The organism is Pseudomonas sp. NFX98, from assembly GCF_047784845.1.
In the GTDB taxonomy this organism is placed as follows: Bacteria; Pseudomonadota; Gammaproteobacteria; order Pseudomonadales; family Pseudomonadaceae; genus Aquipseudomonas.
In genome coordinates this window covers 343,467-356,814 of the sequence record NZ_JBLNNF010000003.1, presented here as the reverse complement: position 1 = coordinate 356,814, position 13,348 = coordinate 343,467, and the positions used below count along the sequence as shown (strand labels likewise).

The 13,348-nt window shown below is 61.8% G+C and carries 13 protein-coding genes; 10 read left to right on the top strand and 3 right to left on the bottom strand.

Annotation, left to right across the window (positions count from 1 at the left end; genetic code table 11):
- Nucleotides 1–43 precede the first annotated feature (43 nt).
- The 7 genes from ACM110_RS05970 (at nt 44) to ACM110_RS05940 (ending at nt 5,768) form a co-directional block, all read left to right on the top strand.
- Entirely contained in the window at nt 44–1,063 is a 1,020-nt protein-coding gene (locus ACM110_RS05970) for a hydroxyquinol 1,2-dioxygenase (RefSeq protein WP_338580998.1), read from the top strand.
- Between the two features lie 90 nt (nt 1,064–1,153).
- The gene (locus ACM110_RS05965; protein WP_416127015.1) at nt 1,154–2,617 is read left to right on the top strand and encodes an aldehyde dehydrogenase family protein; all 1,464 of its coding nucleotides are present in this window, start codon (nt 1,154–1,156) and stop codon (nt 2,615–2,617) included.
- An 8-nt stretch (nt 2,618–2,625) separates the two neighbouring features.
- Nucleotides 2,626–3,693 carry a maleylacetate reductase gene (locus ACM110_RS05960; protein ID WP_416127014.1) on the top strand — a complete coding sequence of 356 codons (1,068 nt, stop codon included), beginning with the start codon at nt 2,626–2,628 and terminating at the stop codon, nt 3,691–3,693.
- A 37-nt stretch (nt 3,694–3,730) separates the two neighbouring features.
- The gene (locus ACM110_RS05955; RefSeq protein ID WP_416127013.1) at nt 3,731–4,603 is read left to right on the top strand and encodes a dioxygenase; all 873 of its coding nucleotides are present in this window, start codon (nt 3,731–3,733) and stop codon (nt 4,601–4,603) included.
- Between the two features lie 3 nt (nt 4,604–4,606).
- Nucleotides 4,607–4,918 carry a YciI family protein gene (locus ACM110_RS05950; protein ID WP_338580993.1) on the top strand — a complete coding sequence of 104 codons (312 nt, stop codon included), beginning with the start codon at nt 4,607–4,609 and terminating at the stop codon, nt 4,916–4,918.
- A gap of 2 nt (nt 4,919–4,920) precedes the next feature.
- Complete coding sequence (locus ACM110_RS05945; RefSeq protein ID WP_338580991.1) at nt 4,921–5,268, top strand: Rieske (2Fe-2S) protein; 348 nt, start codon at nt 4,921–4,923, stop codon at nt 5,266–5,268.
- 44 nt (nt 5,269–5,312) lie between these two features.
- Nucleotides 5,313–5,768 carry a hypothetical protein gene (locus tag ACM110_RS05940; RefSeq protein WP_416127012.1) on the top strand — a complete coding sequence of 152 codons (456 nt, stop codon included), beginning with the start codon at nt 5,313–5,315 and terminating at the stop codon, nt 5,766–5,768.
- On the opposite strand, the gene ACM110_RS05935 is transcribed toward ACM110_RS05940, so the two are convergent.
- The 3 genes from ACM110_RS05935 to ACM110_RS05925 are packed head-to-tail and all read right to left on the bottom strand — an operon-like array spanning nt 5,753 to nt 9,444.
- Entirely contained in the window at nt 5,753–6,787 is a 1,035-nt protein-coding gene (locus ACM110_RS05935) for a DUF2955 domain-containing protein (RefSeq protein ID WP_416127011.1), read from the bottom strand. The genes ACM110_RS05940 and ACM110_RS05935 overlap by 16 nt on opposite strands.
- A complete protein-coding gene (locus ACM110_RS05930) occupies nt 6,777–7,913 on the bottom strand; it encodes an HlyD family secretion protein (protein ID WP_416127010.1) in 1,137 nt (378 codons plus the stop codon). The genes ACM110_RS05935 and ACM110_RS05930 overlap by 11 nt, the downstream gene beginning before the upstream one ends.
- On the bottom strand, nt 7,906–9,444 hold the full coding sequence (locus ACM110_RS05925) for an efflux transporter outer membrane subunit (protein WP_416127009.1): 1,539 nt from the start codon (nt 9,442–9,444) through the stop codon (nt 7,906–7,908). Before ACM110_RS05925 ends, ACM110_RS05930 begins: the two co-directional genes overlap by 8 nt.
- Before the next feature lie 239 nt (nt 9,445–9,683).
- On the opposite strand from ACM110_RS05925, the gene ACM110_RS05920 reads away from it, so the two are divergent.
- The 3 genes from ACM110_RS05920 (at nt 9,684) to ACM110_RS05910 (ending at nt 13,335) form a co-directional block, all read left to right on the top strand.
- The gene (locus ACM110_RS05920; RefSeq protein ID WP_416127008.1) at nt 9,684–11,687 is read left to right on the top strand and encodes an aminotransferase class I/II-fold pyridoxal phosphate-dependent enzyme; all 2,004 of its coding nucleotides are present in this window, start codon (nt 9,684–9,686) and stop codon (nt 11,685–11,687) included.
- Between the two features lie 25 nt (nt 11,688–11,712).
- Complete coding sequence (locus tag ACM110_RS05915; protein WP_416127007.1) at nt 11,713–12,495, top strand: transporter substrate-binding domain-containing protein; 783 nt, start codon at nt 11,713–11,715, stop codon at nt 12,493–12,495.
- Nucleotides 12,496–12,621: 126 nt separating this feature from the next.
- A complete protein-coding gene (locus tag ACM110_RS05910; protein ID WP_416127006.1) occupies nt 12,622–13,335 on the top strand; it encodes an ABC transporter permease in 714 nt (237 codons plus the stop codon).
- Nucleotides 13,336–13,348: the final 13 nt, after the last annotated feature.

Sequence of the window (13,348 nt, the reverse complement as noted above, 5' to 3'; positions counted from 1 at the left end):
CGAGCCCGACCGCCCATCCCACAACAACAAGAGGAAACCCGCCATGGCCATGCTTGAAACCGCTGCCGATACCGCCCTGTTTGCCGACGATGAACTCAAGATGAGCGCACCTCATGCCGTCACCGGCTACCGCTCCTTCGAACTCGGCGCCTTCGAACTGTCGCGCGACGAGTACTTCGCCCGCATCACCTGGCCCGCCAAAGGCCAGACCCGCTCGCACCTGATTCCGGTCGACGCCTTCCTGCGCGCCATGATGCGCGACGTGGCCTGGGGCTTTTTCTACGGCTGGGTCAACTTCGACCAGGTCATCGGCACCCGCAATTACTACGGCAAAGTCGACCTCTACGCCGGCACCTTCAATGGCACTCTCAAGGCCGCCGGCGTCAACTACACCGAAAACTTTGAAACGCCGCTGATCATGGCCACGTTCAAGGCCATCCTGCGCGACTGGACCAACGCCACGTTCGACCCGTTCGCCGCGCCGGAAGAAACCGGCAGCGCGTTCGGCCGCAAGAACGGCGACAACATCGAAGCCATCGAACGCTTCCGCATCGCCACCAAGCGCATGCCGGGCCTGCCGGACGATTCACCGCTGCGCAACGATCTGCCGGTCAATCGCCAGTTCATCGACGTGCCGCAGGACGAGCCGGAAATCCACGCCGCCGAAGGTTTCGAAGGTGAGCTGCATGCCTTCAACCTGCACAAGTACCTGTCGCGCTCCGACGTGACCTGGAACCCGTCGGTGACTTCGGTGTGCAAGGCCAGCCTGTTCTGCCCGACCACCGAAGAATTCATCCTGCCGGTGTTCCATGGCAATGACCGGGTCGAGTGGTTCCTGCAAATGTCCGACGAGATCATCTGGGACGTCGGCGACAAGGACGACGGCAATCCGCGCGCCCGCATCACCATGCGTGCCGGCGACATCTGCGCCATGCCGGCGGACATCCGCCACCAGGGTTACTCGACCAAACGCTCGATGCTGCTGGTCTGGGAAAACGCCACGCCGAACCTGCCGCAACGCTATGAAAGCGGCGAGCTCAAGCCGTACCCGATCGAGTTCTAAGACCTCGTGTCTTGCCCGGCATCACGTCGGGCCATGCTTCCAGCCATTCAGTCAGACACTGCGCGACAGGCGCGGTGCGAGGAAACCATTATGCAAAATCAGCTCTATATCGATGGCCGCTTCGTCGATGCGGTCGCCGGCGGCACCATCGACGTTGTGTCACCCCACGACGGCTCGTTGATCACCCGCATTGCCGCCGCCGAAGCCGCTGATATCGACCTCGCTGTCGCCGCCGCCAAGCGCGCGTTCCCGGCCTGGTCGGCGCTGGGCGCGGCGGAACGCGGTCGCTTGCTGCTGAAACTGGCGGACAAGATCGAAGAGTGCAGCGAAGAACTGGCGCATCTCGAATCCCTCAACACCGGACACCCGATTCGCGATTCCCGTGGCCTCGACGTGCCACGCACCGCCGCTTGCTTCCGCTATTTCGGCGGCATGGCCGACAAGATCGAAGGTTCGGTGATTCCGGTCGAAGCCGGGTTCCTCAACTACGTGCAGCGCAAGCCGATCGGCGTGGTCGGGCAGATCGTGCCGTGGAACTTTCCGCTGATGTTCACCAGTTGGAAAATGGGCCCGGCATTGGCGGCAGGCAATACCATCGTCATCAAGCCTTCGGAAATTACCCCGTTGTCGACCTTGCGCATCGTTGAGTTGATGACCGAAGTCGGTTTCCCCAAAGGCGTGGTCAACGTGGTGCCGGGTTACGGCCACACTGCCGGACAAGCGCTGGCGGAACATTTCGACGTGGGCAAGATTGCCTTCACCGGTTCAACCGCCACCGGTCGCCGGATCGTCGAAGCTTCGAAGAGCAACCTCAAGCGCATCCAGCTGGAACTGGGCGGCAAGGGCGCCAACATCGTCTTCGAAGACGCCAACATCGAAGCGGCGGTCAATGGCGCAGCCTGGGCGATCTTCCACAACCAGGGCCAGGCGTGCATCGCCGGTTCGCGTTTGATTCTGCACAAGGACATCGCCGACCAGTTCCTTGAGCGCTTCATCGCATTGGCCAAGTCCATTCGCCTGGGTGACCCGATGGACCCCGAAACCGAAATGGGCCCACTGACCTCGGCGCTGCACCGCGACCGTGTGATGGCCTACATCGATATCGCCATCGAGCAGGGCGGCAAGATTCTCGCTGGCGGCAAGGCGCCGGACGACATGGCCCTGGCCAAGGGTTTCTACGTCGAGCCGACGATTGTCGAAGCCAAACCGAGTGATCGGGTGTGCCAGGAAGAAGTGTTCGGCCCGTTCGTCACCGTGGTGCGCTTCAGCACCGACGAAGAAGCGCTGGCCATCGCCAACGACTCCGAGTACGGACTGGGCAGCGGCCTGTGGACGCAGAACCTGACCCGCGCGCACAAAATGGCCGACGCGATTCACGCCGGCATGTGCTGGATCAACTGCTACAAACGCGTCAGCCCCGGCAGCCCGTTTGGTGGTGTCGGCCAGTCCGGTTACGGCCGTGAAATGGGCTTTGAGGCGATCCACGACTACACCGAAGCCCGTTCGGTATGGGTCAACGTCGACGCGAAAATCGCGCCGCACTTCAAACGCTGAGGCTTGCCATGAATCCTTTTGTCTACCAAAGCCTGCCGACCCGCGTGGTGTTCGGCTGGGGCAAACTCTCGGCGCTGGCTGAAGAAATCGAACGGTTGGGTGCCCGGCGTGCGCTGATCCTCACCACCCCTGAACAGCATGGGTTGGGCGAACGGGTCGCCGCGTTGCTCGGTGATCGCGCGGCGGGCGTCTATGCCAAAGCGGTGATGCACGTTCCACTGGAAGTGGCCCAGGCAGCGCGGGTTGAAGCAGCGCGACTGGATGCCGACTGCTGCGTGGCCATCGGCGGCGGTTCGACCATCGGTCTGGGCAAGGCAATTGCCTTGGATTCCGGCCTGCCGATCGTCGCGGTGCCGACCACTTACGCCGGTTCGGAGATGACGCCGATCTACGGGCTGACCGAGAACCGCCTGAAAAAAACCGGGCGTGATCCCAGGGTTCTGCCCAAGACCGTGATCTACGATCCGCAATTGACCCTAACCCTGCCGGCGCAAATCTCCGCCTGCTCGGGCATGAACGCCATGGCCCACGCGGTTGAGGCGCTGTATGCCGAGGATGCCAATCCGATTATCGGTTTCATGGCCGAAGAATCGATCCGCTCTCTGGCGCAGGCGTTGCCGGGCGTGGTCAATGATCCGAACGACGCCGAGGCCCGCAGCCAGGCGTTGTACGGCGCGTGGCTGGCGGGCATTTGCCTCGGTTCGGTCGGCATGGCCTTGCACCACAAGCTTTGCCACACCTTGGGCGGCACTTTCAATCTGCCCCACGCCCAGGCCCACGCCATCGTTCTGCCGCACGCCGCGCATTACAACCGCGAAGCGGCGGCGGGACCGTTGCAACGTGCCGCTCGCGCACTGGGTGGCAGCGAGGCCAGCGAGGTCGGCGCCTTGCTCTATGCGCTGAACCAGAAACTGGGCATTCCTTTGGCGCTGGCTGACATCGGCCTTCCCGCAAACGGCCCGGCCGAAGCGGCGCAAATCGCCTGTGCCAGTCCCTATTACAATCCACGGCCGTTTGGACAAGGCCCGATCGAAGCGCTGTTGAACCGCGCTCTGCAAGGGCTGGCGCCCACCTGACAGGCCAGCCACTTTCACTTTCATCGGAATAACAACAATGACCGATCAAGACAAAGCCACGGAAGCCCTGATCTCGGAGCAAGCCGTGAGCAGTTTCAACGACGCGCCCAACGCGCGTTACAAACAGATCATGCAGAGCCTGACGCGGCATCTGCACGCCTTTGTCAGCGAGGTCGAATTGACCGAGCAGGAATGGTTCGAAGGCATCCGTTTCCTGACCGACACCGGGCATAAATGCGATGGTCTGGTGCGCCAGGAATTCATTCTGCTATCGGACACCCTCGGCGTTTCGATGCTGGTGGATGCGATCAACCACCGGCACAGCGCAACGGCGACCGAAACCACGGTGTTCGGGCCGTTCTACATCGACGGCATGCCTGATCGGGCGTTCGGCGAAAACATGGCCTTCACCCCGGGCGAAACGGCGCTGGTGCGTGGACGGGTGGTCGATGTTCACGGCAATGCCTTGGCCGGTACGGTGCTCGATGTCTGGCAGACTGCCGAGAACGGCATGTATTCCGGCCAGGACACCGAGCAGCCATTCGGCAACCTGCGCGGTCGCTATCGCACCGACGCCGACGGCTGCTTCGCGATTCGCACGATTGTCCCGGTGGCCTACCCGATACCGACCGATGGTCCGGTGGGGCGCATGCTCGATGCGGCCAACCGTCATGCGTGGCGGCCTGCGCACCTGCACTTCATGATTGAAGTGCCGGGCTATCGCAAACTGGTCACGCACCTGTTCAATCACGATGACCCGTATCTGGCGTCCGATGCGGTGTTTGGTGTGAAACAGTCGTTGCAGGTGATCTACGAAGACCGGATAAGCCACGACGATGTGTCTGCCAGACTGGGTATGGAACTGCCGTTCAAGCGTGCGTGTTACGAATTTGTCATGGAAGCCGAGTGAACCATGGGCCAGTTTTTTGCGGTATTTGCCACCGATCACCCGGATTCGCTGGCGTTGCGTCAGCGTCTGCGGCCCAGCCATCAAGCGCATTTGCGTGCAACCGAGAGCCATCGGGTAGTCGTGCGGTTTGGCGGCCCAACTCTGGATGAGGCCGGTTCAGCGATGAACGGCACGTTGCTGGTGATCGAAGCGCACAGCTTGCCGGAAGTGGAGGCGTTCGTTCAGGACGATCCGTACGTACAGGCCGGTTTGTTTGCAAGCGTTCAGATTCGTCCGTGGCACTGGAGCCTCGGCAACCCGGAATTGCGTGGCTGAGCATGACCACCATCACGTTGTGCCAACTGGACGACATCGCCGACGGCGGCGCCCTCGGCTTGCCGCAGCACCAGCAACTGCATCCGGCCGGTCTTGTTGCGGTGCGGCAAGACCGGCAGGTGTGGGTCTACATCAACCGTTGTCCGCATTTTTCGGTGCCGCTGGACTTTCGGCCGCAGGAGTTTTGCACCTATCGCGGCAAGGTGCTGATGTGCGCGCACCACAGTGCGATGTTTCGTTTCGACGACGGACATTGCATCGACGGTCCGTGCAAAGGCGCGCAGCTGGAATCGGTGCCGGTGCGTTGGGTCGGAAATAGTCTGGTTATGGAGGTCCGGGAGGAGGGGTGAACTACAATCTTTCAGGGTGAACCACGCTCATTACGGAGGTCATCATGAATAGGTTTCCGCCCATCGGCTTGTGCGTCGTATTGTCGATTCTCAGTGCCCAGGGTTGGGCACAAACGGTGGTGCCGATGAAGGGCCAGAGTTCGCAACAGACCCAGACGGATATCAGCGAGTGCAACAGCATTGCGGCCAGTCAAACGGCGTCGACATCCTCGACACCGTCTGGCGGACGGGTCAAAGGCGCGGCGGCGGGCGCTGTCGCCGGGGCCACGGCGGCCCAGGTACGCGGGCGTCAGCACGATGAGTTTTATGATCGCGTCGATGACGACAACAAGCAGGACTATCGCCAGGACCGCGCCAAGCAAACCGCCGCAGCGGGCGCTGTAGTGGGCGGCTCACGCCAGCGTCAGGAGCGCCGCGCACAGGAAAAAACCAACACCGCGAACACCTCGACGGCGTATTCCAGTTGCCTGCAAGGCAAGGGTTATCAGGTCAATCCCTGAGTCTGCTTCTGTTGCCGCTGATCGAGCAGATGCACCATCAGGCACGCATACAGCGTCACGCCGATGAACAGCGTCATGCGCACGGCGAACGCGGTTTGCACGTCCTTGCCCGCGACACTGTCCTGCACCGACTGGCCCAACAGGATGATCAGGGTCATCAGGCTGTTAAGCCAGAATCCCGGGCTGAATCGGGTTGGTTTCAGGCCATACAGCCTGCGCGCCAGAATCAGGGCGAACAGCAGCATCCATAAAAAGAACATCCACAAATGCACAAACAGGCTCAACGCATTCCAGAACAGGAACGCCAGCAGGCCGCCGAGCAAAGTTGAGCCGATCAGCTCCCGTGCGGCATTACGCGCGCTGGTCGTCTCACTCTGCTGTCCGAGGTTGACGGCCTTGAGCACGATGGGCAGGTAACTGGCCGGATCGATCAGCGCCAGCAGGAAGGCCGGAATCACGATCAAGGTGGCACGCAATGCCACCCGGTCGACTTCGCTTGCGGGAAAAACCGGCGCGGCGGGCGGCGGCGGGGCATTGGCCGGTTCGGGGAACAGCCAATGACTGAACATCCCGACCACCACCGCCAGGATCAGCCCCGCAACCATGGCCTTGATGACCATCACCGCCAGGCCAAAATCGGCCACACCCGCCGAAGAGATCATGGTCAGGCCGATCACCAGAAACGTGACGATCAGGTTGCTGCCACCACGCAGGCCGAATCGAAACACCAGAAACAGCCCCACACCGATCAACATCACGCCACTGTTGGGGTAATAACGCAGCAGCGGAATCAGCAACAGGCCGGTGCCGGTGGTCAGCATGGCGGCAAGCGCCAGGATCACTGCGGCTTTGAACGGCAGAGGACGATTGGCCGAGACCAGCAACAACGCACACAGCACCGGAGCCAGAAACGGGATCGGCAAGGCCAGGCCAAAACTCACCGCCAGACAGATTGCCGTGCCCGTCGCCAGGCGCAGGGCGCGCTGAACCCTGGGTGTGCGCTGCTGCTTAGTAAACATACGACAGCCAGCTCATCAGCCGCAGAAACGCATGGCCAAGCGGGTTCAACAGGTTGCCTTCGCTGGGGAACGCCATGACTTCGGCCTGACCACCGGCACGGATCGCGCGGTTATCACGCAGCATGGCCAGTGACTCGGCAGAAAATTCGATGATCACCGGAAAACGCTGGGCCGGGCGCAGCCAGTCGCGGCTGTTCTGCACGGTCGGCAAGCTACCGGGCGCGGCGGGCTGACCGACGCTGACCCCATAGCCGATGCTGCGCACGTGACCCTCGAACACTTCGCCGGGCAGGGCGTCCAGGACAATGGACACCGGGGTTTCGGTCTTGACCAGGCCGAGGTTGTTTTCGGTCATGTCGGCGCTGATCCACACATCATGGATCGCGATCAGGGTCATCACCGGGTTACCTGCCGCTGCAAACTGGCCGACATCGGTGCGCAAGTCGGTGATCAGGCCGGCTGAGCGGGCGCGGATCTGCGTGTTGGACAGGTCCAGTTCGGCTTTCGACAGCGCTGTGGCAGCGCTGCGCAGCTGGGCGTTGTCTTCCTCGTTGCCGCCTTCCGTTTCCTTGGCGCGCTGTACTTCGGCGCGGGCCGCGGCGACCTTGCTGACGGCGGCTTCGCGGTTGGCGCGGGACACTTCCAACAGGCGCACGGAAATGGTTCCGGGGTCTTCGCGATACAAACCCTCAAGCCGCATATTGTCTTGGCGCGCTTTCAGTTCATTGGCTTGAGCCGCACGCAAGTTTGCCTGCGCAGAAGCGATGCCGGCGGTGCTGGCGCCGATCTGCCGACGGGTGGATTCGAGGTCCGCACGGGCGCGGTCGACGGCGATCTGGTACGGCTGCGGGTCGATCTCGAAAATCACTTCCCCGGCCTTGACGTCTTGATTGTTGCGCACGTTGACCCGGATCACCCGCCCAGCGACTTCCGCGGCCACCGGAATCACAAACGCGCTGACCCGTGCCTGTTGCGTATAAGGCGTGAATCGGTCCGCCAGCAGATACCACGCCAGGCTGAGCACGATCAGCAGCAGCACCCATTTGATGCCTTTTTTCGTCGGATCGGCAGCGGGCTCCGCGGGTGGCGGCGCGGCGTCAGAGCTGGGAGGGACGGCTTCAGTCATGGTTGTTTACCGGGTTGGGCAAAGGGGAGGCGGGTTGCGCGGCAGGGGGCTCGGCCAGCAGGTCGCCCCAATCGGTGCGTTGTTCCATTTGCCGGCGCGTGGCGGCATCGACTTTAGGCTGGGCGCTGTACCAACCGCCGCCGAGGGCCTTGTACAGCGCAATCATGTTGCTCACCGCGTCGCCACGGCTAACCAGGTAACTGTCCTGGAGTTCGAGCAGCGCGCGTTGCGCATCCAGTACCCGCTGAAAATCCGAATAGCCCTCGCGGTACAGCGCGTTGGCCAGTTCCAGTGAGCGTTTGGCGGCGCCTTCGGCCTCGCGCAGGATGCGTTCGCGCTGCAACGAGCGAGTCACGCCGTTGGCGGCATCGTCGGCTTCGCGTGCGGCCTGTCGAACCTTGTCGCGGTAAGCCTCGATGAGTTGCTGCAAGCGGGCGTCCTGCACACGCACGTTGTTGCTGATCCGGCCATAGTCGAACACGTTCCAGCGCAGGCTCGGGCCGCCGATCAGATCGAGGCTGCGGGACGTGCCGCTGAGGGTGTCGCCCGACCAGACGATACTGCCCAGCAGCGTCAGCGACGGGTAGAAATCGGTTTCAGCGACGCCGATCAGCGCGGACTGTGCAGCGACATTCAGTTCGGCGGCGCGCACGTCGGGGCGGCGCAGCAGCAGGTTGGCCGGGACATCCTGCAACACCGCGCGGTCCACCAGCGGAATCAGTCCGGTGTTCTCGGCCATCATCGGCAGCGCGCCGGGCGGGCGGCCGATCAACACCGCCAAGGCATTGCGGATACGACCGATCTGGTCTTCGAGAAGCGGGATCGTGCTCAAGGTGCCCAGGTACTGGGTCTTGGCTTGTTGCAGGTCGAGTTCGGCGGTCTGGCCGCTGTTGAACAGCTTTTCGGTGATCTCGTAATTGCGTTGTTGCTGGCGGGCGTTTTCCCGGGCTACGCGCAGGCGTGCTTCGGTGGTGCGCAGGGAAAAGTAGGTGTCGGCGACCTGCGCCCGCAACAGTACCAGTGCGTCGTCATAGTTGGCCTCGGCGGCGAAATAGCTGGCGTCGGACGACTCGATGGCGCGGCTGAAACGTCCCCAGAAATCCAGTTCCCAACCGACATCGAACCCGGCGCTGTGCTGCCAGAAATGGCTGTCGATCGGGTTGTTGCCGCCGTATTGCCGACGCTTGACATACAAGCTGTCGACGCTGACTTGCTGCAATTGCGGATAAAGGCCGCTCTGGGCAATGCCCAACTGCGCGCGAGCCTCCATCACCCGCAAACCGGCGATTTTCAGGCTGGAGTTGTGGGCATCCGATTCAGCGATCAGTTGGTTCAGCGTCGGGTCAGCAAATATTTGCCACCATTGGCGAATGTCCGGTTGCAGTGCCCGTTGGCTGGCGCGGTCGAGCTCGGGGGTGTACCAGTGATCGACCCACGCTTCGCCGGGCGGCTGGAAGTCCGGGCCCAAGCGCACGCAGCCGCCGATGGCAAGCACGGCAAACAGCAGCAGCTGGCTTGTACCTGGATGCATCGCCCGTTTTCCCGACCAAGGACATCCCAGCAGCATAGACGCCCGAATGGCTGCGGGTCGGTTGGAACCAGCCACAGCGTAAAAACGCCGCGACTGTCGTAAAAACGACCTGTTTGCGCTGAACACGAACACTGATCAGGTTTCTGTTGAACGAGTGTTCAGCTTGGACTATGTTCGTTCCACCTTCTCTCCCGGCTGGTTGCGGGCTTGCGTTTCTTCTTTCTGAACGAGGCACTGGCATGCGGTTTTCACCCTTTGTTGAGCGGATCTCAGGTCAAGGCGTAGCCGCCTGGGATATTCACTACGCGGCATTCGAAGCGCGCCGCCGGGGCGAGGATGTGATCATTCTCAGTGTCGGCGACCCGGATTTCCCCACTCCCGACTTCATCACCGATGCCGCCATCCATGCGCTGCGCGAAGGTGACACTCACTACACCGAAATTGCTGGCCGCCTGGCCTTGCGCGAAGCCATTGCGGCGCGCTACGGCAAGTTGTTCGGTCGCGAACTGCAAGCTGAAAACGTGATTACCGTGGCGGGCGCGCAGAACGCCTTGTTCGTCGCTTCGATGTGCCTGCTCAGCGCCGGTGACGAAGTGATTGCCCTCGATCCGATGTACGTGACCTACGAAGCGACGCTCAAGGCTTCCGGCGCCACGCTGGTACGGGTGCCGTGTTCGGCGGACGATGATTTCCGTGTCGATGCGGCAGTGCTGGCCAAGGCCATCACGCCACGGACCCGGGCGATTTTCCTGTCCAACCCGAACAATCCCACCGGCGTGGTGCTCAACCGCGAAGAGCTGCAAGCCATCGCCGAACTCGCCATTGCCCATGACTTGTGGGTGGTGGTGGACGAGGTTTATGAAAGCCTGACGTTCGAACGCGATCACGTGAGCCTCGCGGCGTTGCCGGGCATGGCCGAGCGCTGCGTGGTGATCGGCAGCCTGTCGAAATCCCATGCCATGACCGGTTGGCGGATTGGCTGGATCGTCGCCAACCCGGCGTTGGTCGCGCATGCCGAAACCCTGGTGCTGAGCATGCTGTACGGCTTGCCGGGTTTTTGCATGGAAGCCGCGTTGAAGGCGGTCCAGTCCCACGACGAAGTCACCCATGGCATGCGTGACATCTACCGCCGTCGCCGCGATCTGGTGGTGGCGGGGCTGACTGATTGCCCCGGCATCTCGGTACTCAAACCCGACGCCGGCATGTTCGTACTGGTGGACGTGCGCGGCACCGGTCTGACGTCGCTGGAATTTGCCTGGCGCCTGTTGCGCGAGGCGCGGGTATCGGTGCTGGATGCCGCCGCTTTCGGTGAGCCGGCGCAAGGCTTTGTGCGCCTGTCCTTCACATTGGGTGAAGAACGACTGACTGAAGCTTGTCGGCGTATCCGCACTTTCGTCCTGGTGTTGAACGGGGAAGCGCCACGGCCGGTGATTACCAGCGTGGCCACCGAAACCCTGGTTCTGCCGACCGCCGCCCGAACCATGATTGAAGTCGAGAAGCTGCACAAAAGCTTCGGCAATATCGAGGTGCTCAAGGGCGTGTCACTGACGGCCCGCGAAGGCGAGGTGATCTCGCTGATCGGCGCCAGCGGCTCGGGCAAAAGCACCTTGCTGCGCTGCATCAACATGCTCGAAGTGCCGGATCAGGGGCGCATTCTGGTGGACGGCGAAAGCATTCACCTCAATCACACCCGCCCCGGCGCGCCGCTGGTGTCCGACGCCAAGCAACTGGTACGCATCCGCTCAAGCCTGGGCATGGTGTTCCAGAACTTCAACCTCTGGCCCCATCGCACGGTGCTGGAAAACCTCATCGAAGCGCCGACCCAGGTCCTGCGCGAAAGCAAAGCGGAAGCCACTGAACGGGCCGAAGCCTTGCTTGAACGCGTCGGGCTGGCGGCCAAGCGCAACGAGTACCCGGCGTTTCTCTCCGGGGGACAGCAGCAACGGGTGGCCATTGCCCGGGCCCTGGCCATGCGGCCCAAGGTCATGCTGTTCGATGAACCCACCTCGGCACTCGACCCGGAACTGGTCGGGGAAGTGCTGCGGGTGATCCGCTCTCTCGCCGAAGAAGGCCGGACCATGATCCTGGTGACTCATGAAATGGCTTTCGCACGCGATGTCTCTTCCAAAGTCGCCTTCCTGCATCAAGGCCTGATCGAGGAAACCGGTTCGCCGGACGAAGTGTTCGTACACCCACGCAGCGAGCGTTGCCGACAATTCGTCAACGCTCATCAAACTCGCTAACACCATAAAAAGACGGGAAAACAACATGGGAAATCGACGTTTTGCACACTGGATAACCGGCGCCGCCTGCGTATTGCTGGCCGGCATGAGCGCGGCACAGGCACAGCCGATCCGTTTCGCGGTCGCGGCCGAACCCTATCCGCCGTACACCGAGAAGCAGGCCAACGGTGAATGGAAGGGCTTTGAAGTCGACCTGATCCACAAGCTGTGCAGCGAAATGAAAGCCGAGTGCGAGATCAAGGAAGTGGCGTGGGACGGGATCATTCCGTCGCTGCTGGCGAAGAAGATCGACGTAATTTTCTCCTCGATGTCGGTGACCGAAGAGCGGGAAAAACAGATCGCCTTCAGCAAGGCCTACTACGACTCGGTAATCGCCATCGTCGGCCCTAAAGATGCCTCCGTGAAGAAGTACCCGGATGACCTCAAGGGCAAGACCATCGGCGTGCAGAACTCGACCGTGAGCGCCAGCTACCTGAAGACCTATTACGAAAAAATCGCCGACGTTAAGTACTACGACACCCAGGATTCGGCCAACGCCGACCTGATTGCCGGTCGTATCGACCTGATGATGGCTGACGGCACCGCCATGGCGGCGTTCGTCAAAACCCCGGATGCGAAAGACCTGGCTTACCTCGGCGCGGTGCCGTACGACCCGATCTTCGGCAAAGGCGTAGGCGCGGGCATGCGCAAGGACGACACCGAGCTCAAGGCCAAGCTCGACAAGGCGATCAAGGAACTGCTGGCGAGCAAGGACTATGACGACTTGTCGCAGAGCTACTTCGGCACGAGCGTGAAGCCGACGTTCTGATCATCAAATCCAAACACAAATCCCTGTAGGAGCAAGGCTTGCCCGCGATGGGGCCCTTGAGGCTGTCAAAAGCATCGCGGGCAAGCCTTGCTCCTACAGGGGCCGGCGGTGCTTTTGGAGACTGAAATGCCAGCAATGTTCGATTTGATCAATTTCACCGAACAAGGATGGGGTGGGGCGCTGCTCAAGGGGCTCTGGATGACCCTGCAGATTTCGGCCGGGGCCTTTGTGCTCGGGCTGGCCATCGGTTTGGTGGTGGCTTGCCTCAAGTTGGGCGCGCCGAAACCGATTGCGGCATTGGCCCGTGGCTACACCACGTTGTTCCGGGCGGTTCCGGAATTGTTGCTGATCCTGCTGCTGTTTTACGTCGGTTCCATGCTGCTCAATTCGCTGATGACCTCGCTCGGTTACGAAGTGGTCAACGTCAGCGGTCCGCTGGCGGCGATCGTGGTACTGGGACTGGTGCAAGGCGCCTACGCGTCGGAGATTTTCCGCGCGGCCATCCAGGCGATTCCTTATGGTCAGATCGAGGCGGGCAAGGCGTTTGGCCTGCACGGTTTCGGCCTGTTCCGTCGCGTCACGCTGCCGATCATGGCGCCCTATGCAATAGCGGGGATGTCCAACCTGTGGATCAACCTGATCAAGGACAGCGCGTTGATCAGCGTGGTCGGCACCAATGAGCTGTTGTACACCGCCAAGCAAGCGGCGGGGTCGACGCGTCACTATCTGTTGTTCTACCTCACGGCTGCGGCGCTGTATTACGCGGTGACGCTGGTGTCCAACTACCTTTCGGGACGGTTGGAGCGACGTATTCGTCGCTGGATGCCTCTTGTTGACTGAACCGGCAGAGTGA

Excerpts from the sequence above, each read along its gene's own strand:
- ACM110_RS05955 (WP_416127013.1), top strand. The coding sequence starts at position 3,731 with ATGACCGATCAAGACAAAGCCACGGAAGCCCTGATCTCGGAGCAAGCC.
- ACM110_RS05960 (WP_416127014.1), top strand. The coding sequence starts at position 2,626 with ATGAATCCTTTTGTCTACCAAAGCCTGCCGACCCGCGTGGTGTTCGGC.
- ACM110_RS05940 (WP_416127012.1), top strand. The coding sequence starts at position 5,313 with ATGAATAGGTTTCCGCCCATCGGCTTGTGCGTCGTATTGTCGATTCTC.
- ACM110_RS05945 (WP_338580991.1), top strand. The coding sequence starts at position 4,921 with ATGACCACCATCACGTTGTGCCAACTGGACGACATCGCCGACGGCGGC.
- ACM110_RS05915 (WP_416127007.1), top strand. The coding sequence starts at position 11,713 with ATGGGAAATCGACGTTTTGCACACTGGATAACCGGCGCCGCCTGCGTA.
- ACM110_RS05950 (WP_338580993.1), top strand. The coding sequence starts at position 4,607 with ATGGGCCAGTTTTTTGCGGTATTTGCCACCGATCACCCGGATTCGCTG.
- ACM110_RS05935 (WP_416127011.1), bottom strand. The coding sequence starts at position 6,787 with ATGTTTACTAAGCAGCAGCGCACACCCAGGGTTCAGCGCGCCCTGCGC.
- ACM110_RS05970 (WP_338580998.1), top strand. The coding sequence starts at position 44 with ATGGCCATGCTTGAAACCGCTGCCGATACCGCCCTGTTTGCCGACGAT.
- ACM110_RS05965 (WP_416127015.1), top strand. The coding sequence starts at position 1,154 with ATGCAAAATCAGCTCTATATCGATGGCCGCTTCGTCGATGCGGTCGCC.
- ACM110_RS05920 (WP_416127008.1), top strand. The coding sequence starts at position 9,684 with ATGCGGTTTTCACCCTTTGTTGAGCGGATCTCAGGTCAAGGCGTAGCC.
- ACM110_RS05930 (WP_416127010.1), bottom strand. The coding sequence starts at position 7,913 with ATGACTGAAGCCGTCCCTCCCAGCTCTGACGCCGCGCCGCCACCCGCG.
- ACM110_RS05910 (WP_416127006.1), top strand. The coding sequence starts at position 12,622 with ATGCCAGCAATGTTCGATTTGATCAATTTCACCGAACAAGGATGGGGT.
- ACM110_RS05925 (WP_416127009.1), bottom strand. The coding sequence starts at position 9,444 with ATGCATCCAGGTACAAGCCAGCTGCTGCTGTTTGCCGTGCTTGCCATC.